General features: G+C 68.8%; 19 protein-coding genes. 9 read left to right on the top strand and 10 right to left on the bottom strand.

Features of this window, described 5'->3' with window-relative positions:
* The first annotated feature begins 121 nt into the window (after positions 1–121).
* Entirely contained in the window at positions 122–2308 is a 2187-nt protein-coding gene (locus IPN47_18935; protein ID MBK9410078.1) for a hypothetical protein, read from the top strand.
* A gap of 138 nt (positions 2309–2446) precedes the next feature.
* Positions 2447–3283, top strand: a complete 837-nt coding sequence (locus IPN47_18940) for a DUF1028 domain-containing protein (protein ID MBK9410079.1) — start codon at positions 2447–2449, stop codon at positions 3281–3283.
* 87 nt (positions 3284–3370) lie between these two features.
* Here the strand turns inward: IPN47_18940 and IPN47_18945 are convergent, their stop codons facing one another.
* Positions 3371–5275 carry an ATP-binding cassette domain-containing protein gene (locus IPN47_18945; GenBank protein MBK9410080.1) on the bottom strand — a complete coding sequence of 635 codons (1905 nt, stop codon included), beginning with the start codon at positions 5273–5275 and terminating at the stop codon, positions 3371–3373.
* Between the two features lie 302 nt (positions 5276–5577).
* Here IPN47_18945 and IPN47_18950 point away from each other — a divergent pair, with 302 nt between their 5' ends.
* The gene (locus IPN47_18950; protein ID MBK9410081.1) at positions 5578–6672 is read left to right on the top strand and encodes an aminotransferase class I/II-fold pyridoxal phosphate-dependent enzyme; all 1095 of its coding nucleotides are present in this window, start codon (positions 5578–5580) and stop codon (positions 6670–6672) included.
* 43 nt (positions 6673–6715) lie between these two features.
* Here IPN47_18950 and murB read toward each other — a convergent pair whose 3' ends face one another.
* Positions 6716–7672, bottom strand: a complete 957-nt coding sequence (gene murB, locus IPN47_18955) for a UDP-N-acetylmuramate dehydrogenase (protein ID MBK9410082.1) — start codon at positions 7670–7672, stop codon at positions 6716–6718.
* 65 nt (positions 7673–7737) lie between these two features.
* Between murB and IPN47_18960 the strand changes: the two genes are divergently transcribed.
* Both IPN47_18960 and IPN47_18965 read left to right on the top strand, forming a co-directional pair.
* Entirely contained in the window at positions 7738–9147 is a 1410-nt protein-coding gene (locus tag IPN47_18960; GenBank protein MBK9410083.1) for an insulinase family protein, read from the top strand.
* A 197-nt stretch (positions 9148–9344) separates the two neighbouring features.
* On the top strand, positions 9345–10565 hold the full coding sequence (locus IPN47_18965; GenBank protein ID MBK9410084.1) for an insulinase family protein: 1221 nt from the start codon (positions 9345–9347) through the stop codon (positions 10563–10565).
* Between the two features lie 130 nt (positions 10566–10695).
* On the opposite strand, the gene IPN47_18970 is transcribed toward IPN47_18965, so the two are convergent.
* The gene (locus tag IPN47_18970; GenBank protein ID MBK9410085.1) at positions 10696–11253 is read right to left on the bottom strand and encodes a YceI family protein; all 558 of its coding nucleotides are present in this window, start codon (positions 11251–11253) and stop codon (positions 10696–10698) included.
* A gap of 173 nt (positions 11254–11426) precedes the next feature.
* On the opposite strand from IPN47_18970, the gene IPN47_18975 reads away from it, so the two are divergent.
* The gene (locus tag IPN47_18975; GenBank protein MBK9410086.1) at positions 11427–11786 is read left to right on the top strand and encodes a helix-turn-helix transcriptional regulator; all 360 of its coding nucleotides are present in this window, start codon (positions 11427–11429) and stop codon (positions 11784–11786) included.
* A 97-nt stretch (positions 11787–11883) separates the two neighbouring features.
* On the opposite strand, the gene IPN47_18980 is transcribed toward IPN47_18975, so the two are convergent.
* From IPN47_18980 to IPN47_18995, 4 genes are all read right to left on the bottom strand, one after another.
* Entirely contained in the window at positions 11884–13401 is a 1518-nt protein-coding gene (locus IPN47_18980; protein ID MBK9410087.1) for a serine hydrolase, read from the bottom strand.
* Positions 13402–13576: 175 nt separating this feature from the next.
* Complete coding sequence (locus tag IPN47_18985; GenBank protein ID MBK9410088.1) at positions 13577–14959, bottom strand: MATE family efflux transporter; 1383 nt, start codon at positions 14957–14959, stop codon at positions 13577–13579.
* Positions 14960–14971: 12 nt separating this feature from the next.
* The gene (locus tag IPN47_18990; protein MBK9410089.1) at positions 14972–15559 is read right to left on the bottom strand and encodes a DUF2239 family protein; all 588 of its coding nucleotides are present in this window, start codon (positions 15557–15559) and stop codon (positions 14972–14974) included.
* A gap of 104 nt (positions 15560–15663) precedes the next feature.
* On the bottom strand, positions 15664–16572 hold the full coding sequence (locus tag IPN47_18995) for an SDR family oxidoreductase (GenBank protein ID MBK9410090.1): 909 nt from the start codon (positions 16570–16572) through the stop codon (positions 15664–15666).
* 266 nt (positions 16573–16838) lie between these two features.
* On the opposite strand from IPN47_18995, the gene IPN47_19000 reads away from it, so the two are divergent.
* Together IPN47_19000 and IPN47_19005 are read left to right on the top strand one after the other, a co-directional pair.
* A complete protein-coding gene (locus IPN47_19000) occupies positions 16839–17489 on the top strand; it encodes a carboxypeptidase regulatory-like domain-containing protein (GenBank protein MBK9410091.1) in 651 nt (216 codons plus the stop codon).
* The gene (locus IPN47_19005) at positions 17408–19039 is read left to right on the top strand and encodes a TonB-dependent receptor (GenBank protein ID MBK9410092.1); all 1632 of its coding nucleotides are present in this window, start codon (positions 17408–17410) and stop codon (positions 19037–19039) included. Before IPN47_19000 ends, IPN47_19005 begins: the two co-directional genes overlap by 82 nt.
* Before the next feature lie 120 nt (positions 19040–19159).
* Here IPN47_19005 and IPN47_19010 read toward each other — a convergent pair whose 3' ends face one another.
* The 3 genes from IPN47_19010 to IPN47_19020 are packed head-to-tail and all read right to left on the bottom strand — an operon-like array spanning position 19160 to position 21863.
* Positions 19160–19528 carry a hypothetical protein gene (locus tag IPN47_19010; GenBank protein ID MBK9410093.1) on the bottom strand — a complete coding sequence of 123 codons (369 nt, stop codon included), beginning with the start codon at positions 19526–19528 and terminating at the stop codon, positions 19160–19162.
* 14 nt (positions 19529–19542) lie between these two features.
* Positions 19543–19797 (bottom strand): hypothetical protein, encoded by a 255-nt coding sequence (locus IPN47_19015; GenBank protein ID MBK9410094.1) that lies wholly within the window; start codon positions 19795–19797, stop codon positions 19543–19545.
* A complete protein-coding gene (locus tag IPN47_19020) occupies positions 19758–21863 on the bottom strand; it encodes a hypothetical protein (protein ID MBK9410095.1) in 2106 nt (701 codons plus the stop codon). The genes IPN47_19015 and IPN47_19020 overlap by 40 nt, the downstream gene beginning before the upstream one ends.
* Before the next feature lie 565 nt (positions 21864–22428).
* Between IPN47_19020 and IPN47_19025 the strand changes: the two genes are divergently transcribed.
* A partial coding sequence (locus IPN47_19025; protein MBK9410096.1) for an Ig domain-containing protein occupies positions 22429–23216 on the top strand: 788 nt, incomplete at its 3' end.

Consider the following 23216-nt stretch of genomic DNA (forward strand, 5'->3'; position numbering starts at 1 on the left):
CGCGAGCGGTGCCGCGCACGGCCTTGGGCACGGTGCGAGGCCGAGCGACACATGGCGGGCGGCCGGAACTTGGGCTATGCACTCTCCGTATCTCTGCGCAGTTCTCCCATCCCACACGCCGATGCTCGCATTCCTCGTCGTGGCCCAGCTTGCTGTGGCCGATTCCCTCTACCCGTCGGCTGCCGTTCGGGCGCTGGTCGAGGAGGCCTCGCGCATCAACCGACGCGTTCCGCCGACGTTGGCTGGGTACCGCGCGACGGCCGAGAGCGAGATCGCGATCGTGGCGCGCCGGAGCGAGGGGAACGAGGGGGCGGTCTCGATCGAGCAGACGCAGAACGAGGTGACGTGGGAGCGCACCGGGACGTTCGAACAGCGGGTCGTCGGCTACCGCGCGCAATCGGTCGGGCTGCAGTTCTCGGCGCTCTCGTTTTTCCGGCAGGCGTGGACGGTGCCGGTGCTGTATGGCAACCGGCTGACGCTCCTGTTCGGGCGCGACACCAGCGTCGCCGGGCGCGCGCGTCGTCGCCAGGAGCAACGCCTGGTCGCGGTGCATCCGCTGGCCGAGGATCGCGACCGGGTGTACCGCTTCTCAGGCGGCGACACGCTCGTCACGCTCCGCGTGGACGGGCGAGAAATCCCGATCGTTCGCCTCGTGGCCGAACCGCGCGCCGACGCCCCGGATAACACGGTCGCCTTTCGCGGAGAGCTCGATCTCGACGTCTCCCGCCATGTGCTGGTGCGCATGCGAGGATACTTCGTGCGCAAGGCGCCGCCACCATCGCTCCTGGTCAAGGCGCTGTCGTTCGGCGGGTTCGAGGCGGTGGCGTTCGTCGAGCTGGAGAACGGGGAGATCGACGGAAAGTACTGGCTGCCGACCTACCAACGATTCGAAGCGCAGGCGGCGATGACCTCGGCCACCGAATCGCGCTCCATCTTCCGCATCATCAGTCGCTTTCGCGATCACCGTGTCACGGACCGCGTCGTGGACTCGCTCGTGGTCACCGAAGTCGACTCGATCAGCTCGCAGCCGTTCGCCCTCACCTTCGCGCCGCGTGACAGCCTCGCACGAGTCGGGGGGTGGCGGAGTGAGTTAGGGGCGACGACGAGCGCCGTTCACAGCGACGACTTCAACGACATCGGCCCCGACATCTGGCGCTCGACCGGCGTGCCGCGCTTTGGCTGGCGGGTGCAACGCGTGGCCGACGCGGTGCATGTGAACCGCATCGAGGGGCTCTACACCGGTTACGGCGCCGAGTGGCGACTTCGCGACGCCGTTCCAGGGCTCACGCTACGGGCCAACGCCGGATGGGCATGGAGCGAGTCGACGTTGCGGGGGCGTGCCGGCGCTGAATGGAAGCGGGGACGCTCGACCTACATCGCGCGCGCCGGGCGCACGCTCGACATCACCAACGACTTCCGCAGCACGTTCGACAGCGGGAGCGTGATCGGGGCGGCGTTCGGCAGCGACAACTACGACTATGTCGATCGTCGCGTGGCAGCGGCGGGGGTGTGGCGACGGTTCGGGAAGGGGCGCGCCGTCTTCCTGCGCCTCGAAACGGGGCCGGCCAGCGACCACATGGCGAAGCGCACGCTCTCGCAGGGGCTCTTTCGCCGCGACTCCGCCTTTCGCGAGAACCGCGGGGTGCGCGAGGGGACGTACTGGCGGCACTGGGCCTCGCTGGAGTGGAACCCGGACGTGAGCGCTGAGTTCGTGCGCACCGGGGTGGGGGCCTTCGCGAGCGCCGAGGTGGCGCAGGGGGAGTTGCGCTACACCCGGCTCGAGGGGCGCGTGATGGCGCGCCGCAATGCGGGCCCGTTGACCTTGGCGGCGCGCGGCGATGTGGGGACGCTGCTGGGGAGCGCGCCGCCACCGCAGCAGCTCTTCGAGCTGGGCAACAACCAGAACCTGGCCGGCTACGACTACAAGGAGTTTGCCGGCACCGATGCGGCGGTGGTGCGGGCGCTGGTGATGTACCGGCTTGGCGCGCTGCGAGCGCCCATTCGCGTCGGGCGCTGGTTCGTCCCGGCGCCGTCGCCGGCGCTGTCGGCGGGGGTGCAGAGCGGGTGGACGCAGGTGCGCGGCGAGGGTGGCGCGCTCGCGATGCGCGAGCTCGTGCGGGACACGCTCCCCGACTACCTGTCGATCGCGTCCTCGGAGACGCTGCGGTCGCGCGAGACCGACGGGGTGCGCACGTCGGTGACGCTGGGGATGCGCTTCTTTGGCGGTGCGGTGGGGGTGGGGATGGCGCGCGCGGTGGACCGGAAGGCGAGCTGGAAGCTGGTGTTCGAATTCGCGCAGATCCTCTGAGGGACGGAAGACGGGGAGACGCGCGGTGCGCCGGCGCGACTTGCTCGATGATGCGCGTGGCGCGAATGTCGTCACTCGTCGCGGCGCGTGCTCCACGCGCATTGCGCTCATCACTTCCACGCCAGGCCTCCCGCTCACGTGCGCATTCTCTCCCGCTTCCGTCTCGCGGTCGCCGCGCTTTTCCTGCTCGCCGCTGTGCCCCGAGTGGCGCATGCCACCTGGTCGGTCATCGCGGTCGATCGCGCCACGGGACGCATGGTCGTCTCGTCGGCGACGTGCGTGGCCCAGGCGGGCTTTGCGCGCTTTCCGGCCAAGGGGTTGATGGATGTGCAGGCGATCATCGCCCCGGGCTTTGGCGTCGCGGCGGCGCAGGCCGGGGTCGATCGCACGCGCGCCAACCAGGCGCTGATCTTCGGCCAGCTCAAGCAGGGGACGCATCCGTCGGCGATCCTGGCCATGCTCGTCACCGATACGCTCATCCAGACGCGCCAGTTCGGGATCGTCGACCTGCAGGGGCGCTTCAGTGGCTTCTCCGGGGCCAAGAACGGCGTCGCATCCAACAGCGTGCAGGGGCAGGTCCCGGGGACGCAGGTCTACTACTCCATCCAGGGGAACATCCTCGCCTCGTACGCCGTGGTGCAGAACGCGGTGGCGGCGTTCGAGCGCGAGAACGGGACGCTCGAGGATCGCGTGATGGCGGCGATGGAGGCGGCCGATGCGGCCGGGGGTGACAAGCGGTGCAGCTGCGCGACGCAGCCGGTGCCGAAGACGGTCGCGGCGTGCACCGCCCGCACAGCGCACGTGGCCTACCTCGTCTCGGCCGATTCGACGTCGACCAACGGGGCGTCGTACAATGACGGGAGCTACCGCATGTACCTCGACGTCACCGACGAGAACACGACGCCAGAGGAAAACCCGAATCCGGTGAAGACGTTGCGTCTGCGATACGACGCGTGGAAGCGTTCGGCGCGGTAGAGACGGGCGACGGATCGGCAGGCGGGACGACGCGTCGCGGCGAGGGCGCACCGTCCTCGCTCGTGTCGCGGATTCCGTCCGCATCGCTCATCCGCCTGAGGCGACGGCCTCCAGCGCTTCCCAGCGGGCCATCGCGGCGGCGGTCTCCTGCTCGATGGCGTCGAGTCGGGCGGTCGTGGCACTCACCGCGGGGCCGTCGCGCAGGAAGGCGGGATCCGAGAGCCGAGCGTATAACGCGTCCTTCTCCTGCTCCAGGGCGTCAATGCGCTCCGGCAGGGCCTCGAGTTCCTTCTGCTCCTTGAAGGAGAGCTTGCGCGGCTTGTCGGCGCGGCGGTTTGTGGCTGACGGAGCAACCGTGGGCGGTACGCCGGCTCTTGGCGCGGGCGTTGTCACGGGGGCCGGGCGCTGGCGCACCCAGTCGCTGTAGCCGCCGGCGTACTCGCCCACCCGTCCCTTCCCCTCCATCACCAGCGTGCTGGTGACGACGTGATCGAGGAAGTCGCGGTCGTGACTCACCACCAGCAGCGTCCCACTGAACTCGATCAGCAGGTCCTCGAGCAGGTCGAGCGTCTCGATGTCGAGATCGTTCGTCGGCTCGTCGAGGGCGAGGACGTTGAACGACCGCGTGAAGAGGCGCGCCAGCAGCAAGCGGTTGCGCTCCCCGCCCGACAAGGCGCGTACCGGGGTGCGGGCCCGATCGGGGGGAAAGAGGAAGTCCTGCAGGTAGCCGTGCACGTGCTGGCGCCCTGTCGTCAGCTGCACCCACTCGGCGCCGTCGGCGATGGAGTCGAAGACCGAGCGCTCCGGATCGAGCGTGTCGCGGAGCTGGTCGAAGTAGGCGACTTCGAGCCCGGTGCCGTGACGGACGGTCCCGCTGGCCGGCGGAAGTTCGCCTAACAAGAGGCGGAGCAGCGTCGTCTTCCCCGACCCGTTGGGGCCGATGAGCCCCACCCGGTCGCCGCGCATGATCGTCGTCGAGAGGTCGCGCACGATCGGCCGTTCGCCGTGGGCAAAGGAGACATCGCGCGCCTCGATCACCAGGCGTCCCGACCGCTCGGCCTCCTGCGCCGCCAGCCGCACCGTCCCCACCCGCTCGCGCCGCGCCTGGCGGTCGCGACGCATCGCCTCCAGCGCACGGACCCGCCCCTCGTTGCGGGTCCGCCGGGCGCGGATACCGGTGCGAATCCACTTCTCCTCGATGGCCAGCTTGCGGTCGAACTCGTCCCACGCCTTCTGCTCGGAGTCGAGCGCGGCGTCCTTCCGCTGGAGATACGTGTCGTAGTCCGTCCCCCAATCGACGAGCTTCCCGCGGTCCAGCTCGAGGATGCGCGTCGCCAGCCGCCGCAGGAAGGCGCGGTCGTGGGTGACGAAGAGAAGGGTGATCCCCTGCTCGATGAGATAGCCCTCCATCCACTCGATCGCGTCGATGTCGAGGTGGTTGGTGGGTTCGTCGAGCAGGAGGACGTCGGGCTGCCTGACCAGGGCGCGGGCGAGCAGCGTCTGGCGCTTGCGCCCACCGCTCGCCTTCTCGAACTGCGCATCGGCCTCGAGCCCCAGGTGTTCGAGCACCGTCTCGACGCGCGTGTGCAGGCGCCAGCCGTTGGCGGAGTCGACGGCGTGATGCAGGCGGTCGAGCGTCTTGAGGTTGGCCTCCGAGGCGTCGACGCCAACCGTGAGCGACGCCTCGTGATACCGCGCGAGCAGTCGCCCGTCCTCACCCAACCCCTCGGCCACCACATCGTAGATCGTCCCGTGCACACCGTCGGGGATGTCCTGCTCCAGGCGGGCAACGGTCACCCCGCCCTGCCGCACGATCTCTCCTGTGTCGGGCAGCATCGTGCCATCGAGCAGCTTCATCAGCGTGCTCTTCCCCGCCCCGTTGCGCCCCACGAGCGAGACGCGCTCGCCGCGCTCGATGGAGAACGAGGCACCGTCGAGCACGGGGGGACCGCCGAAGGCGATGGAGACCGACTGAATGGAGAGGAGCGACACGCGTTGTGAGACGACGAGAAGACGGGGACACGCGAGCCTGGCGAACCCCCGGTGAGCGGCTGGGTCCGGCCACGGGCCACGACGACGCGTGGAAGCTAGCCAGTCGGCGGTTGCCGGCGGTGGCGGGGGTTGGTTGCTTTCATCGGCGGCGCCGCTCGACGCCTGCTGCCGACCCCGAACACCTTCGACTCGTGACTGCCTCCGCCTCCACACCCGGGAGCTCGACTGTTCCGCGGCTGACCACCCGCGCGCTCGACACCGATCCGTTCTATGCGGTCGCGATCTATGGCGAGGCTGTGGAAATGATGCGCGCCGGGCGCGAGGTGCAGCTCATGTGCGTCGGGGAGCCCGACTTCCCCACCCCGGAGCGGGTCGTGACCGCCGCGGTCGACGCGCTGCGCCGCGGCGAGACGCGCTACACGATCCCCGCCGGGATTCCCGAACTCCGCGCGGCGATCTCGCGCCACTACACCACGCGCTACGGCGTCAGCGTCCCGGCCGAGCGGATCCTGGTGACGGCGGGTGGGTCGGCGGCGCTGACGTTGGCGTTCGGGGTGCTCGCCAATCCGGGTGACGAGTTCCTGATGGCCGATCCCGGGTATCCGTCGAACCGGGCGCTCCTCACCTTTTGCGGGGCCAAGGCACGCCACATCCCGGTGGGGGCGGCGGAGCGCTTTCAGCTGACGGCGGAGCTGGTCGATCGCCATTGGACGCCGAACACGCGTGGCGTGATGGCAGCCTCGCCGGCCAACCCCACCGGGACGACGATCCCCGACGAGGAACTGCGCGCGATCCACGCCGTCGTCCGGGCGCGCGGCGCGACGCTCATCGTCGACGAGATCTACCACGGGCTCACCTACGACCACCATCCACAAACCGCGGCCGCGTTAGGCGACGACGTCTTCGTGGTCAACTCGTTCTCCAAGTACTACAGCATGACGGGGTGGCGCCTGGGGTGGATGGTGATCCCGGAGCCGTACTTCGATGCAACCGCACGCATGGCCCAGCACATGTACATCGCCGCCGCGGCGCCGTCGCAGTGGGCGGGGGTGGCGGCGATGGAGCCGGAGAGCACGGTCATCTACGAACAGCAGCGCGAGGAGCTGCACCGGCGCCGCGACTTCGTGGTGCCGGCCCTCGATGCGATGGGCATCGCCGTCCCCTGCAAGCCGGACGGGGCCTTCTACGTCTACGCGGACTGCAGCGGCGTCACGCACGACTCGTGGGCGTTCGCGCGCGGGCTGCTGCAGCAGACGGGGGTGGCGGTCACGCCAGGGAAGGACTTTGGCGAGTATCGCGCCAACGACTTCGTGCGCATCGCGTACACGGCCCCGATTCCGCGGATGGAAGTGGCGCTGGGTAGGGTCGACGACTTCCTGAAGACGCTTCGGCGCTGAGCGAGGGCCGACGTTCGGTCGCTCCACCGCGCGACCCGGATGGCTAGAACTCGCCGATGAAGCCGATCTCGGGCGTGAGGTGCTCCCCGAACCGCTCGACCACGGCCTGCTGCGCGTGGGCGATGAGCGCGCGCACGTCGGCCGCTGTCGCGCCCCCGAGGTTCACCATGATGTTGGCGTGGATGTGCGAGATCTGTGCGCCGCCGATGCGGAACCCCTTGAGCCCGCACTGATCCACCAGGCGTCCCGCTCCCACCCCCTCGATCTTCTGGAAGATCGAACCGGCGCTGGGATGGATGTCGAGCCACGGGTGCCGCGCCCCGCGCCAACTCAGATTTTCCTGCAGGATGCGGTGCATCACGAACGGGTCGCCCGGCGTTAGGCGGAACGTGACCGCGAGCGCGACGTCGGTGGTGTGGTGCAGGCGCGAGGTGTCGTAGCCGAACTGCATGGCGGTTTGGTCGACGGTCACGCGCTCCCCGGCCGCGGTGAGCAGCTCCACCGCCTCGACCACTTCGGCGATGAACATGGTGCGCGCGCGTTCCGGCGCGGGCGACAGGAAGTGGAGGTTCTGCCAGACGGCGCCGCCCACGGTGCTGGGGATCCCGATATAGTGCTCGAGTCCCGAGAGTCCGCGGTCGATGGTGGCGAAGATCAGGTCCCGGATGGTCGCCCCGCTCTCGGCGCGCAGCCCGGTGTCGTCGACGAAGCGGTGCCCGCGCGCGGCGTTGCGAATCACGACGCCGCGAAAGCCCTTGTCGCCGACCAGGATGTTGGCGCCCAGCCCCAGCACGAAGTGCTTCGTCCCCGTCGCTCGCGCCAGGCGCACCGCCTCTGCCAGATCGTCGGCCGAGGTGGCATCGTACAGCACGTCGGCCGGACCGCCGATCTTGAACGTGGTGTATGGAGCAAGCGGCTCGTTGGCGCGCAGGCGTTCGGCCGCAAGTGTCCCGCGCGCGGCGTCCATGAACGCAGCGACGGTGGCAGGCGTTTGAGTCATAGTGCCTCGAAAGAAAGCCGCACGAGGAGATCCTCGCCAGCGGAACCGCAGGTCTCAGGAGTCTCATGCCTCGTCTTCTCGTCTTCCCGTCTTCGTTCACCCGGGCACTGGTCTGGGCCCTGATCGCCACGTCCTCGCTCGCGCCAGAGGCGCGAGGACAGCGCGCGAACCTGGAGAAGTTCATCCACCAGAAGGTGCTGGCCAACGGCATGCAGCTCATCGTGGCCGAGAACCACAGCGTCCCGCTGGCCACGGTGGAGATCAACGTGCGCAACGGCTCGTTCACGCAGCCGCCGGGCTACGAAGGGCTGGCGCACATGTACGAGCACATGTTCTTCAAGGCCAACGCGCAGTTGCCGCAGCCGGACGAGTTCATCGAACGCGCGTCGGCGCTGGGGGCGGTGTTCAACGGGACCACGCAGGAAGAGCGCGTCAACTATTACATGACGCTCCCCAAGGACTCGCTGGAGGGGGCGATGCGCATCATCGCGGCCGCGTTGCGGGAGCCCAAGTTCCTGCGCGAGGAGCTGGAGCGCGAACGGCAGGTGGTGCTGGGCGAGTACGACCGCAACGAGGCGTCGCCCTTCTTCGCGCTGCAGGAAGCGATCGGCAAGCGCGTCTATCCGGGACAGTGGAGCCGCAAGAACATCATCGGCGAGCGCACGGTGCTGCAGACGGTTGGTCCCGAGAAGATGCGCGAGATCCAGAAGAAGTACTACGTCCCCAACAACTCGGCGCTGCTGGTGGCCGGCGACGTCGATCCGCAACGCGTCTTTCAGCTGGCGGAGGCGGTCTTCGGTGACTGGAAGCGGGGCGACGATCCCTTCGTGAAGGACCCGATCCCGCCGATCCCCGCCCTCACGGCCAATGAAGCCGTGATCGTGGAGCAACCGGTGAACGCGGTGACGGTGATGATGGAGTGGCAGGGGCCGAGCGTGCGGCAGGATCCGACAGCGACGTATGCGGCGGACGTCTTCTCCGATGCGCTCAACCAGGCGGTGTCGGTGATGCAGCAGCGCCTGGTCGACACGGGGCTCTTCCAGTCGATCGGCGTGAACTACTACACGCTGGACCAGAAGGGGCCGATCTCGATCGTGGGACAGACGACGCCGGAGCGGCTGAAGGAGGCGGTGGTGGCGCTCGACCGCGAGATCGCCCGGTTCGCCGATCCGGGCTACATCACGCAGGAGCAGCTCGTGAACGTGAAGGCCGAGCGCGCGGTGAGCACGGCGTACGGCGAGGACCGTGCGAGCGGCTTCGCCCACACGTTAGGCTTCTGGTGGGCCGTCTCGGGGATCGACTACTACATGGGGTACATCGACGGCATGGCGAAGCAGTCGCTGGGTGACCTGCAGGCGTACGCACGCAAGTACATCGTCGGCAAGCCGCGCGTCGTCGGGGTGCTGATCGACCCGGATGCGCGGAAGCGCATCGGGCTCAAGGAGAGCGACCTGCTGCCGAAGGTGGTGCAATGATGCGGAAGACGGGAAGACGGGAAGACGGGAAGACGCGTGTGGGCGGCGTGTGGCGCGGAGGGTGGCGCGCGGTTGCTGGGCTCACGTCCCTGCTCTCTTTTCCGTTGATCGCTGATGCGATCGCACCGCGAGCGCTCCGTGCGCAGGCGCCGCCGCGGATTGCGGCTGTCGGGAGCGCGACGGCGGATACGGGGACGGTGACGTACGAGACCGGCGGGATCCGGGTGATCCAGCGGCAGATCGCGGGCGACATCGCGGTGGCCAACCTGTACCTGCTGGGCGGGGTGCGGCAGGTCACGTGGGCCAATGCGGGGATCGAGCCCTTCTTTCTCGAGGCCACGGAGCGCGGCACACGCGCCTACTCGAAGGACCGGCTTCGGCGCGCCATGTCGCGCCTGGGGACGGGGATCATCACCGACGCCGATCCCGACTGGTCGGTCTTCGGGATCCGGGCGACGCGCGCCACGTTCGATAGCACGTGGGCCATCTTCGCCTCGCGCCTCATGCAGCCGACGCTCGATTCGGCCGAGGTGGAACTCGTCAGGCAGCAATTCCTGCTCGGCGTGAGCCAGCGGCAGGACTCGCCCGACGCCCTGCTCGAGTACCTCGCCGACTCGGTGACGTTCGATGGGCACCCGTACGCCATCCCGACCACAGGGACCGAAGCCTCACTCTCGCGGATCAGCGTGGCCGACCTGCGCGCGTTCCAGCGGGAGCAGGTGGTGAAGTCGCGCATGCTCCTGGTGGTGGCGGGTGACATCCCGCGGGCGCGCATCGAGCGACTCGTGGGGCTGACGCTGGCCAGGCTCCCGGTCGGCAGCTACAAGTGGACGCTGCCTGACACGCTGCCGCGCACCAAGGCGACGTCGTTCGCGGTCGACCGGCAGCTCCCCACCAACTACATCATGGGGCGCTACGCCGGCCCCAAGGCGGGGACGAAGGAGTACTACGCGCTGCGCATTACCTCGGCGGTGCTGGCCGGACAGCTCTTTGGGGAGATTCGGTCGCGACGCAACCTCACCTATGCCGTGGATGCCCCGTTCATCGAACGCGCCGTTGCGGCTGGCGGGTTCTACGTCACCACGGTGCAGCCCGAACTCACCGTCGACATCATGCGCCAGCAGCTGGCGGCGGTGCGCACGGGGATGATCAACGAGGAGGGGTTGGGGCGGTTGATCCAGCAGTTCCTGACGCAGTTCTACCTCGACAACGAGACCAACGCCAACCAGGCCGACTTCCTCGCGCGGTCGTTCCTGTTCGAGGGAGACATTCGGGCGGTGGCAAAGTTCGAGGAGCAATTGCGCAGCGTGACGCCGCAGGACATCCAGCGGGCCGCGCAGCGCTACATGCGGGATGTGCGGTGGGTCTACATCGGCGACGCGAAGCGCGCGCCGGCGAAGTCATTTGAAAGATTCTGAAGACGGGAAGACGAGAAGACGAGAAGACGGGAAGACGGGAAGACGAGTGACCGCAATAACACAGCGCCTGACGAGAACGGTTCGTCAGGCGCTGTGTCATCCCGTCTTCCCGTCTTCCCCTCATCCGTCCCTAGTTGCCCGGCTTCGTGATCTCGACGTCGAGCGTGATCTTCACGTCCTGCGCCACGACGAAGCCACCGGTCTCGAGCGCGGCATTCCAGTTCAGGCCGTAGTCGAGGCGGTTGATCTTCCCCGAGGCGCTGAAGCCGGCGCGGTCGAGCCCCCACGGATCACGCAGCGAGCCATGCGACTCGGCGGCCAGGGTGATCTCCTTGGTGGTGCCGCGGATGGTCAGGTCGCCGACGATGGTGAACTCGTTGCCGTCGGTCGGGGTGATCTTCTTGCTGACGAAGGTGATCGTCGGGTGGCCGGCGGCGTCGAAGAAGTCGGGCGACCTGAGGTGGTTGTCGCGGTCGGCGGTCTTCGTGTCGATCGAGGCGGCGGCGATCTCGACGTTGATCTTGGCAGTGGCCAGATTGGCGCCGTCGAACTCGACGGTTCCCTTCACGTCGGTGAAGGTCCCCTTGGCGGTCGCGACCATCATGTGACGGACAGCGAAGCCGACGTGCGTGTGGGACGCGTCGATCGTCCAGGTCTCGAGCGTGGTGGTGGTGGTGGGAGCGGTCATTGGGTCATGCCTCAGCGCTGGTGGGGTAGGTAGGGGGTGCTAGCTTCAAATCCTGCAGCCGCCTGGGTCTTTTGAGGGATTGCAATCAAGACTCAGTAGCTTACTTTCTGTGAGTAACAGTAAGGGCAGGCAATTCGCCTGTCAAGTAACTACTTATTTGTAAGCGAGGGGCTATGTCGGATCACGCGCCGATCGCCCTCTGCCCGCGGTTCCATCGGGCGGTCGAGCTTATCGGCAAGCGGTGGACGGGGGCGATCCTTCGGATCCTCCAGAGCGGTCGCACGCGGTTCAACGCGATCGCGGCCTCCATCCCCGACATGAGCGACCGGATGCTCTCCGAGCGCCTGCGAGAGCTCGAGCATGAGGGAATCGTCGAGCGATTCGTGGTCCCCGAGACGCCAGTGCGGGTCGAGTACGAACTCACCGCGAAGGGGCGCGCGCTCGACGAGGCGTTCTGCGCCATCGCCCGTTGGGCGGAGCAGTACGTCGAACCGACAGCGGAGGCGACCACCGCGCACAGCGCGACCGGCTAACGACACAGCCAGCGACAAGCGCGCCCGCCGCAGACCAGTCAGGTCGCGGCGGGCGCGCAGCGTTTAAGGCCCAAAGCAGGTGAAGTTGGGAGCGCGGCTACCTCACGCGCGGCGATACCTGGTAGTTCATCGTCATGCCCGAGACGCGGCCGTCTGCGGCGACGATGAAGCTCCACGCTTCGGCCAGCTTTCCGTCTGGGCGCACGCGACGAAAGACGTGCTCACCAACCTTGCGCAGCTTGGTCATTCCGCGGACGGGATTGTCGCTCGGCAGCGCCACGGCGACGAGCGCCCCTTCCCAGGCCATGATCTCGGTTTCACCGCGCCAGGCGTTGGCGTAGGTCCCGAGGTAGCGCTCGAGCGAGGGATCGAGTGCCGTGAGCTTCCCGGTCGAGTCGCTGGAGGCTGCCTTCACCGCAGGGGCGATGATGTCGTAGATCCCGCGCGCCAGGGCGCCTGCGTTGACGTCCATCCCGTTCGACATGGCGACTGCCGCGATCTTCTCGTCCGGTTGCATGGACAGCTGCGTCTGGAAGCCCGGGCAGCTCCCCCCGTGGCCGACGAAGGTCTTGTTGTCCGGCGTGCTGCGCGTGACCGAGAAGCCGAGTCCCCAGGTGGTTTCCCACGACGGGTCGACGAAGTGCACGCGTTGCATCTCGCGGAGCGTGTTGGCATCCAGCACCTCGGACCCTCCCTGGCCCAGCAGGCGGAAGTTCCACGAGGCGAAGCGTGCGAGGTCGAGCGCGCTCGAGGCGTAGCCGGCGGCCGGGGCGATCCCCCGGGACGTGAAGAGCGGCAACAAGGCACGTGTCCCGTCTCGCGTGACAGGGCCGTAACCCGCGGCCATGCGCTTCCCCTTCTCCTCGACCGGAATCTCGGGGTACGTGCTCGTCATGCCTAACGGCGTGAGCACGTTGGTGCGCACGTAATCGGCGTACGGCACCTTGCTCGACGCGCTGACGATCTCACCGGCCAGGGTGAGGCCGAGGTTCGAGTACTGGAAGAAGGTCTCGCTGGGGTACAGCGTCTCCTCGCTCGACAGCGCGTCGATGATCTGCTGCCGCGTGGGAAACTCGAAGCTGGGGGCCGACCAGTACGGGAAAGCGGCCTCGCGCGGAAGCCCTGAGGCGTGGGTGAGGAGCCCCTCGACGGTGATGGCCCCCGAAGCAGGGTGCGTGCGCTTGATGTTGAACCAGGGCAGGTGCTTCTCAACAGGATCGTCGAGCCGCACCAGCCCACGGTCGCGCAGCTGCATGACGCTGATCGAGGTGAAGAGCTTGGAGATGGAGCAGATGCTGTAGAGCGTCGCGGGAGACGCCGGGATCTTGCGCTCGATGTCGGCCATCCCCGACGCCCCCTGCCAGACAATCTCCTGGTCGTGAACCGCGGCGCCCGCGAGCCCGGGGATGCGCTGATAGGCGCGCTGCGCATCGAGCCACTTGTCGAGCAGCGCGGTCGCCTCCTTCACACGCGGGTGTGCGGCCAACGTTCGCGACATGGGCTGCGGCGGAGTCTGCGCGCGCGCCGCTGCGGCGGTGAGCGACAGTGCGGCGCCGAGCACGGCGACCGCACCGGCCACCTGCCGCGAGCGGGCGGTCGCGCCCGTGGTCTCCACGGTCCTCGATGTGGAAGACGCTCGTAGGCGAAAGGGCATGTCAGAACTCGCGCATGGTGGGGGAGAGGGAGCATCAACAGCGGAAAAACACGCGGCGTCGCGCTCCACTGGAGACGCGACGCCGAGAACGTAGCGAACGGGGCCCGAAGAGCCAGAGCAACGCGGCGCGTGTCGCTTACGCGCCTGCCTCGACGGGCACCGAGACGGCCGCCGGGGCCACACCGAACGCCAGGCGCGTCGCAGCCTCGCGGCGCAGGAGCCAGACGGTAAAGACGCAATGCGCCGTGGCCGCCGCGACCGAGACGTACCACAGGTGCCACAAGGCGAACCCAGGCTGGCGCGCGAACCAGAGCGCCGGGACGACGAAGGAGACCAGCCGCACCGCGCTGCTGATGACCGTCGGGACGGTGTTGCCCATCGCCTGGAACATGCCGGAACAGGTGAAAACGATGCCCGCTGCCACGAAGTTGAGCGAGATGATGCGGAGGAACTCCGCCCCCGTCGACACCACGACGGCGTCGGGGGAGAACCAGTGCACCAGCCACTCAGGGCGCCACCGGCAGACGATGGTGAGCAGCAGCATGATCGCGCTGCTCAGCTTGACCGATTCCACGAACGTGCGACGTGCGCGTTCGGGGTGTCCTGCCGCGAAGTTCTGTCCGGCAATGGGGGCGGCCGCGAAAGCGACCGCCATGCCCGGCAGGAGCACCGCCTGCAAGACCCGCGATCCGACGCCGTAGCCGGCCTGCGACGCCGCACCGAAGTCGCGGATGATCCAGTAGTTCACGGCCATCGACAGGAACATCAGGAAGAACTCGGCCCCAGCCGGAACGCCGATGCGAAGCAGGCGTCCCCACACCTCGAGGCGCGGGCGCAGCAACGTTCGGTTGAACGCGACCGACTTCTCCACCCGGCGAAAGTACGTGAAGAGGAGGGCGACCCCCACCACGACCGAGATGGTGCTCGCGAGTCCGGCACCCACCACGCCTAACGGGTGCCCCGTCCCCCATCCGGCAATGAGGACAGGGGCGAGCGCCGCGTTGAGCACGACGGTGAGCATCTGGACGACCATCATCGGCTTGGCGATCCCGCTTCCGCGCAACGCCGAGCCCATCGAGACCAGGGCGAACTGCATGGCGAGGGCAGGGAGGAAACCGAACAGGTACGCGGTGCCGTTGCGCACCGTCTCGGCGTCGGCACTGACCGTGCGCAGGTAAGCGCCCGACAAGGGAAAGCCCAGGCCGAGCGTGAGGGCGGCGGCAAGTGCCGCGAGCAGCACGCTCTGGTTGAAGACGAGGTTCGCGTCGGCGCGATCCTTCCGGCCGGCGGCGTGCGAGATGAGGACCATCGTCCCGACGCCGAGCACCTGCGTGAGGGCGATGACGATGAACTGGAGGTTGCCGGCAGCTGCAACACCGGCGATCGCGGCGTCGCCCAGTCGCCCGACGAAGTACAGGTCGATGAAGTAGTACGCCGTCTGGAAGACCATGCCGATGGCGACTGGTGCCGCCATTCGTACGATGTGCGCCGGGATGGATCCCTGCGTGAGGTCGCGCATGCAGGGCGAGGACTAGAGAAAGGAGGCGTCGGCGAGATGGCGCGCGTGGTCGCGCAGGTCGCGAGGCCATGGGTCGGAGAGCGCAGCGAAGCGTTCGCGGTCGCCGGCAAAGAGCGCGCGCGTGGCATCCTCGAAATGCGGCTGGTTGCCGAGCACGGCCGACATGAAACGATACGCCGACTCCTGCGCGCGACGAACGCGGTCGCGCGAGACGCTCTCGCTTCGCGCCTGCTCCACCAGTCGACGGAGTGCCGCGGAGGCGCCTCCCGGTTGGGTGGCCAGCCAGTCCCAGTGGCGCGGCAGCATCGTCACCTCGCGCGCGACCACACCCAGCTTGGGCCGGCCCGGTCCCCGCGGCGACTCGGTCGACTCGTCGGTCGTCTCGGGCGCCGGGGCGAGGGTCGCCGGCGCGGCGCCGACGGCGCGCGGGTCGACGTCGACCGGCTCGCTGGTGACGGCGTCGAAGACGAGGACGGGGCCGCCCACGCCGCGTTCCTGGGCGGCCTGCACCGCGAGGGCGACTTCGGCGAAGTCGCCCTGTGCAATCAGTTGGTCGCCAGCAAAGGCGATGATCGGATTCGGAAGTACCGGGGAGAGCATCGATCGCATCCACAGACAAGGAAGTGCGATGATATTACCCGGATAAATCTCGAAGTCAATATCATCCGGGTTTTATTTTCGGCGAGCGACGCCCAGCCCTCCACTCAATTGCGAACGCGAAGCGTCGACCGTCCGCCGTCCACGCCAAAGATCTGGCCGGTGATCCAGTCGGCCTGATCTGAGAGCAGGAAGTCAGCGAGTGCGGCGACATCGTCGGGAGTGCCTAGCCGCTCCAACGGGTGCGACTTGGCCAACGCCGTCGTCACCTGCTCGCTGCCGAGGAGTCGCTGCGCGAGTGGCGTCGCGGTGAGCGACGGGGCGATGGCGTTCACGCGGATGCCGGGCGCCAGCTCGGCGGCGAGCGAGAGCGCCAGTCCGTTGACGGCGGCCTTGGCCATCCCCATGGAGGCGTGCATGGCAAAGCCCTGCGAGGCGGCCACGCTGGAGAAGAGGACGATCGACGCGCGGCCATCTCCCTTCCTGAGCGCGGCGAGCGCGCCCTGCACGGCGAGTGCGGCGCCGACCGCATTCACCTGGAAGTCGTGGAGAAAGTCATCGTTCGTGAGGCGCGCGAGTGGCCGGAGGTTGATGGTCCCGATGGCGTAGACCAGTCCGTGCAACACCTCGCCGGCCTCTGCCGACGCGCGAGCGGCGAGTGAGGGGTCGGTGACATCGCCAACGGTCCACGTGGCGCCCAGCTCGGTGGCGAGCGCCTCGAGCGGTTCCTGGCGACGCCCCACGAGGTGCAGGCGATCCCCACGCGCATGCAGGCGTCGCGCGATGCACGAGCCAATACCGCCAGCGCCGCCGTATATGAGTACAGTGCGAGACAACAAGACCTGCCAGCGAAGGGGAATGCCCACGTGCCTGACGAGGTGGCCGCGTTGACGCGCGGTTGCACCCGCCACACTACACGAGCGGGCGAACGCGTGAGCGCACGCTTCGGTTGCCGGCACGGCTACCACGATCCCGCCAGGACTGCACGGGGACGTCGCGGTGATGTGTGCGAACATGCCGCGCCACGCACGCGACCACGCGTCAGGCGGAACAGCGGTGCCGGTGGACGACGTTCAAGGGGAGCGCGTGCGATGCGTGGCACGCCGTCCGATCCTTTCGCCGTCCGTACCTCGCCGTGCCATTCCAGACTCGCGCCGCGTTCGTCGCGGTGCTTCTGTTCAGCGTCCCCTTGTGGCCCGTGCGCCCCGCTCACGGCCAGGAACCCACGCCCGCCAGCCGTCCCGCCGAGCCGGGGGTCATCTCGGGCCGCGCGTTCGATGCGGTGACTGAAGCGCCGCTCGCCGGGGTGACGATTCGTGTCATCGGGCAGGAGGCGGCCACGCAGTCGGATGACGCCGGGCGCTTCACGCTCGTGAACGTGCGTCCTGGCGTCGTGCAGCTCGAGGCGCGGCGCCTGGGCTACGCGCCGCTCATCAAGGCCGATGTCGCCGTCAGTGCGGGGAAGCCGGTGGTGGTGAGCCTCGCGCTCACGCGCTTGCAGGTGCAGCTGGAGGCGGTCACGGTGCGCCCCAGCGCCTTTCCGTCGCAGCCGCCAGCCGCAACCCCGGTCTCGAGCACGACACTTTCGTCCGAGGAGCTGCGCCGCACGCCCGGGGCGTCGGAGGACGTGCTGCAAGCGCTGTCGATCGCCCCGGGGATCGCCACCACCACCGCCGGGCGCAACGACCTGTTCGTGCGTGGCGGCGCTGCGTACGAGAATCTCTTCGTCGTGGACAACATCGAGGTCCCGAACATCAACCATTTCGGGACCCAGGGAACACCGGGGGGCCGCTCTCCCTCATCAACATCCGGTTCATCGACAACGCGACGCTCTCGGCAGGGGGCTTTGGCGTGCGCTACGGCGACCGCCTGTCGTCGGCGACGGTGCTCACGCTGCGCGAGGGGAACCGTGAGCGCGTCTCGGGCGAGGTGAACCTCGCCGCGTCGCAGTATGGCGCCATCGTCGAGGGGCCACTCGGCAGCACGGCGTCGTTCCTGTTCAACGTGCGGCAGAGCTATCTCGACCTGCTCTTCAAGGCGTTCGGACAGTCGTTCATCCCCCGCTATACCGACGCGGTCTTCAAGGCGACGTGGCGGCCGACCACACGTGACGCCATCTCGTTCCTGACCATCGGGGCCGTCGACCAGGTGTCGTTCACCAACGACGACGCCGATCAGCGCGTGGACAACTCGCGCATCCTGTCCCCCTCGCAGCGGCAGTATTTCTCCGGCCTCACGTGGAAGCGCCTGTTTGGACGTGGCGTGGCGACGACCACGCTGGGACGTACCTACACGCGCTATCGCACGGCGCAATTCGACTCGCTTGCGCCGCCGCAGAAGATCTTCGAGGCCAACACGGGCGAAGGGGAGAATTCGTTGCGCAGCGACGTGACCTGGCAAGTGTCGCCCTCGCTCGGCTTCGATGCGGGGAACATCGCCAAGCTGGCCAGCGTGCTGCGCTACGACGTGACGATCCCGGGCGTCCTGCGGCGCGATGCGGGTGGGAACACGCGCCCGTTACGAGTGGACACGACATTCCGTGCCTTCCGCAATGCGACGTACGTGCAGGGGACGTGGCAGGCGACGCAGGCGTTGCGGCTGTCGGGTGGGCTTCGCGGGGACTACTACGACTTCCTGTCGGAGTCGTTCGTGCTGTCGCCGAGGGCGAGCGCGACGTGGGCCGTTGATGCCGCCACCTCCGTGACGCTGTCGCTCGGCCGCTATCACCAGCCGCCGCCGTTCATCTGGCTCATCGGCGATCCGTCCAACGGTTCGACGCTCTCCCCGCTGCGCGCTGACCAGGCGGTGGTGGGGCTGCAGCGCGTGGTGGGGCGCGAATGGCGCTGGCAGCTCGAGGGGTTCGTGAAGCGCTACACCCAGTACGCGGCCCGCACCTTTCGCCCAAACGCCGTCCTGCAGCCCTCGGGATTCGACGACGTCTTCACCGACATCCCCTTTGGTCTCGAACCGGTCTCGTCGCGCGGTACGGGGCGCGTGTGGGGGCGAGGCGCTCGTGCAGAAGAAGCTCGGCCAGGTGCCGGTGTATGGCGTGGCGAGCGTGAGCTACAACCACACGTGGTTCACGGGGCTCGACGGGTCGTCAACGCGTGGTGCCTTCGACACGCCGATCGTTGCCAACGTCGTCGCCGGATGGCGTCCCAATGCGCGATGGGAGCTGAGCGGACGCATGCGCGCCGCGACCGGCCTTCCGGTCACGCCGTACATCGAGCGCGGCGGGGATGCCGGGACGCTCGACTTCACGCGCTACAATGCGGAGCGCCTCCCTCGTTCTTCTCGGTGGATGCGCGCGTTGACCGACGCTGGCGCGTGGGGCGCACGCAGCTCGTGACCTTCATGGACATCCAGAACGTGAACGCGCGCGAGAACGTGACCGGGCTCCAGTGGGACCCGCGCGAGCAGCGCGTGGACCGCTCGGTGGGACTCAAGGTGCTGCCGACGATCGGGGTGAACTGGGAGTTCTAGCGGGCGCTTGGGCGAACGCTCCCGCGGAAGCTCCATCCGAAGTCCCAGCTTCCGATCGTTGGTCCCATCCAGCACGTGTGCCTCGTCGGATGGGCACGCGGTGTCGGGCGAACGCGCGTTTCAGAACGGCGGGGGGAGGCGCACCGCGACGGGGGTCCCCGCCGCCGGCGTGAACGTCCCGTCGCCTCGTTGACCCAGGCCCCCGGCGCCCCAGCACCACACCTGTCCCAGGGTATTCCGCGCGCACGCCACGCCGCCGGGTCCAGAGGCCAGTGACACCGAGACCTGGGCGAAGGTATGTCCCCGCTTACGGCAACAGGGGTCGCGACGGCAGGGGTCACGCTGCCGTCGCCCAGGGAGTCCTCCATCGCCGCGTCCCCAGCAGAGCGCCGTGCCGGTGGTGGTGATACCGCACGTGGTCTGGCTGCCCGCACTGATCGAGGCGAACGTGGCGTTGCCGCTGACGGGAGCAGGGTTGTATCGTCGCACCGCCGACCGTCCCGTCACCGGTCTGCCCGGCATCGCGCTCGCCCCAGCACAGCGCCTGCCCGCTGGTGGTCACGCCGCAGGTGTGCGTCCGACCGGCGTCGATCGACACGAAGACGTGACCGCCGGGGACGGGGAACGGTGTCGAGCGCACGGCACCGATGGTGGCCGGATCGTCCCCGAAGCTCGCCTCGGCCGTTGCCGCCCCAGCAGTACGCGGCCCCCGTCGCCGTCAGCGCGCAGGTGTGGCTGTCGCCAGCCGCCAGCTGCACGAAGCGCAGCCCCCGTCCGCCACGCGCTGCGGGAGGATCACCGGTGAGCCGACCGCGCCGATTCCCGTCTGCCCCTCCAGGTTCCAACCCCAGCACCAGGCCTCGCCAGCGCTGGTCAGGGCACAGGTATGGTATCCGCCAGCGGCAATCGCCACGAACGACACCCCGCCGCTGGCGGGGGTCGTGGGGGTGGCCGCGGCGCCACCGAGTGTCCCGATGCCTAACGCGGCAAAGGCGTTCAGGCCCCAGCAATAGGCCACCCCGCCTGGGCCGACGGCACAGGTGTGGGAGTAGCCACTGGTGAGCGAGGTGAGCGGGAACGGCGCGACGACGGCCACCGGGAGGGCGGACGGTGCCGAGACGCTCCCGGTCCCCAGCGTCCCCTGGTCGTTGCTCCCCCAGCAGAGCGTGCGACCGTCCTGGGTGGCGGCGCACACTTGCAACGGGGCCGGCGCCACCTCCGTGACCGCGGTGCACGAGACCGGGAGGGAGGTGGTGGCACTCCGCCGCTCGGCACGTTGACGGTGATCGCGGGCGAGGCGCATTCGCCGGGGAGCTGTGACACGGCCAGCGTGTGGGTGCCAGCGGCGAGCGTCAGCGTGTAGTCGCCATTCGACGCGGTCGTGGTCGATACCCCGGATGCGGAGCTGACGGCGACTCCACCGAACGGGCCGCGCGGCGCGGCGCCCACCGTCCCAATCACCTGTCCCGGTACGGGGGTAGGGGGAGGCGACGGTCCAGCCGGAATACCACGGAATGTTGTTGCGCGCCGAGGTGGCGACGGCCACGCTCCCCGCAAACGGCGCGGATGCGAGGAAGAACCCGTCGTTCGGTGGGGACGCCAAGGGCATGGAGGCCGCCGCGCTCCCTGTCAGCGGGCGCAGGTCCGGAAGCGAGAGGTCGATCGCCGGTTGAAGGGCTGCAACGAGGGTCGGGTCCGAGACAATCGCCGACTGGTTGGCAGGATCGGCGAGCCACTGAGCTTCGGCGTCGGGCGAGGCGTAGCCACCGCAGGCGGCGTCGGCGTCAGGGCTGCCGACGCTCCCGGCACCGGCGACGAGCACGTTGCGAAGCGTCGGGGGCGGGCCGTCGTTCGTCACGCAGGTCAGCTCGTCGCGCAGGTCGAATCCCACGTGCGGCGCGTACAGGAGCACGTTGCGCAGCGACCCGGACGTCCCCTCGGCGAGCACGATGGCGGCGGGCGAGCTGCCATGATGCGGGTTGGCCAGTGTTGAAGGGGCGACCACCGTCACGTTGTACAACGTGGGGTTGGAGCGGGGGCTGCCGAGCTGCGCTGGACTTCCTTCCGCGGGGGCGTTGCTGCCGCGCAGCCCGCCGCGCTGTCCCTGGGCATCCTGCTGGATTGTGAGGAACTGCCCGCGGCCGGTCCATCCCCAAACCACGCCATGCCGAACCCCTGGTTGGCGGTGAGGAAGAGGCGGCGCACGTCGACCGTTCCACCGTGGACGGTAGGCCCGGTTCCGCGGCTGCGATTGACCTGCACGTAGTCGACCAGCGTGGGCGCCGACGCCGAGCAGCTGCAACCCATCACGCGCGTACTCAATGCGAGCGAAACGCAGTACGCCGCTGGAATCGGCGTCGTCGCATCCGCCAAAGGATCGCTGACCGATCGAGGCCTCCAGGCATCCGGCGCCCCCGACTCCTCGGGCGGCGGGACTGGTCGGGAGTCCGTGGTTGATCGTGGCGTTGCCGGCGAGCGTCACACCGCCCCAGCACCCTTCGTATCGGGGGACGCTCGTGCAGGTGAGTTCGATCGGTTCTGTCAGGGTGCCGTCCGCGACGAGTCGTCCATCGCGTTCCACGGAGAGGTAGCTCCCCGGTCGCCCTTCCACCCGCGTCCCGGGCTCAAGGACCAGCGTGCCGCCAGCCGCAACGATGACCGGCGCGCGCAACTCGTGAATCGCGGAGGCCGACCACCGTTCGGTGTCGCGCACGACATGCCGTGCACCCGTGGCGCCGATGACGCGCCGCGCCACCACCGTGTCGGCGCCGCGGGGTGCGGGCCCGTTCGCGCACACCGTCGCGCACACTCGCGCGGTCGTCATCGCCTCGCACGGGCTGCCGCGTGGCGGTCGCGATTGGCCGCGTTACGCGCGAGACAACCGTCGCGCCGTCGAGCGGCAATACCGCGGTCACCACGGCCAGCAGCACGAGTGGAAGCACGCATCGGATGCTGCGCGCATTCCGCGGCGTGAGGGATACGATCGACATGGTCAGGCGCTCCAGACGGGACGCGTGCACTCTGCGGGAAGTGTGTCGCCAGCGATACCCGCTGCGTCGTCGCGCGCACGCACCGCGTGCGTCACCGCGGCGTCACGGTTGCCGGCCAGCGACCAACGCGCGATGCGCGCCGCGGCCAGTTCCCGCGGCCACCCGGTCGAAGGCAGCGGTCGGCGCATCGGTGTGTCACGCCGAGTGTGATCGCACGGTGTCGGCTGCATCACGGTTCGGTATCTGCAACTCCCTACTAGGTCACTCTGCTCACCTCGCGCGGCAACACTCGTGCATCGCGGCCCTCCGCGCTCTGGTCCTCGTGACCTAACGAGCGTCACATTGCGCCTCCCGCCCCGCGCCTGTCGGATGGGGTGACTTCCCTCTCGGAGTGCCTTCATGAGTTGGTTCGTGCGCCGTGCGTTGGTGAGCTCCGCGTGCCTGGCGACGCTGTCGCTGGGAGCGTGCGGCGACGACGTCAGTGTGGTCGCTCCGCCGCCGGAGCCGGCCATCACGTCGGTGGTCGTGTCGCCAGGCGGCGCCGCCATTCGGGTCGGCGAGACCCTCGTCATGGTGGCCTTCGTGAACGCCGACTCGGGGGCCGTGCGCACGGTGCGCTGGTCGTCGGCCGATCCGCGCCGGGCGTCGGTGACGGCGAATGGCATCGTGACGGGGATCTCCGAGGGAGTCGCGGTGATCACGGCCACGTCGACGGTGCGCGCCGAGGTGCAGGCGAGCGCCACGATCACCGTCCTCCCCGGACCCACCGTGCGGCAGGTCGCGATCGTCCCGGCCACGCTCAGCCTGCGCGTGGGCGAGACGTCACCGCTCGTGCCGGTGGTCGCAGCCGACTCCGGTGCGGATCGAACCGTCATCTGGAGTTCCGTGGATCCCAGCCGCGTCTCGGTCTCATCCACGGGGGTCATCACGGCGTTGGCCGAGGGAACGGCGGTGATCACGGCGACGTCGCGGGCCCGTCCGGACATCGCGGCATCGGCGGCGGTGACGGTCGTGCCGGCGGCAGGGGTACGATCGGTGGCGGTGCCCCGCAGGGGCTGGAGCTGCTCGTGGGTCAGCAGCAAGCACTGGCCGTCACCGTCGATGCCGATCCAGGTGTGGCGCGCACCGTCACCTACGGTAGCAATGATGCGAGTATTGCCACCGTGTCCGGGGTCGGCGTGGTCACG

Source organism: Gemmatimonadota bacterium, assembly GCA_016719105.1.
Lineage (GTDB): Bacteria > Gemmatimonadota > Gemmatimonadetes > Gemmatimonadales > Gemmatimonadaceae > SCN-70-22.

Coding starts and splice junctions, on each gene's coding strand:
- IPN47_18995 (MBK9410090.1), bottom strand. CDS start 16,572: ATGTTCGCACACATCACCGCGACGTCCCCGTGCAGTCCTGGCGGGATC.
- IPN47_18970 (MBK9410085.1), bottom strand. CDS start 11,253: ATGACCGCTCCCACCACCACCACCACGCTCGAGACCTGGACGATCGAC.
- IPN47_18935 (MBK9410078.1), top strand. CDS start 122: ATGCTCGCATTCCTCGTCGTGGCCCAGCTTGCTGTGGCCGATTCCCTC.
- IPN47_18975 (MBK9410086.1), top strand. CDS start 11,427: ATGTCGGATCACGCGCCGATCGCCCTCTGCCCGCGGTTCCATCGGGCG.
- murB (MBK9410082.1), bottom strand. CDS start 7,672: ATGACTCAAACGCCTGCCACCGTCGCTGCGTTCATGGACGCCGCGCGC.
- IPN47_19020 (MBK9410095.1), bottom strand. CDS start 21,863: ATGACGACCGCGCGAGTGTGCGCGACGGTGTGCGCGAACGGGCCCGCA.
- IPN47_18990 (MBK9410089.1), bottom strand. CDS start 15,559: ATGCTCTCCCCGGTACTTCCGAATCCGATCATCGCCTTTGCTGGCGAC.
- IPN47_18960 (MBK9410083.1), top strand. CDS start 7,738: ATGCCTCGTCTTCTCGTCTTCCCGTCTTCGTTCACCCGGGCACTGGTC.
- IPN47_18985 (MBK9410088.1), bottom strand. CDS start 14,959: ATGCGCGACCTCACGCAGGGATCCATCCCGGCGCACATCGTACGAATG.
- IPN47_18950 (MBK9410081.1), top strand. CDS start 5,578: ATGATGCGCGCCGGGCGCGAGGTGCAGCTCATGTGCGTCGGGGAGCCC.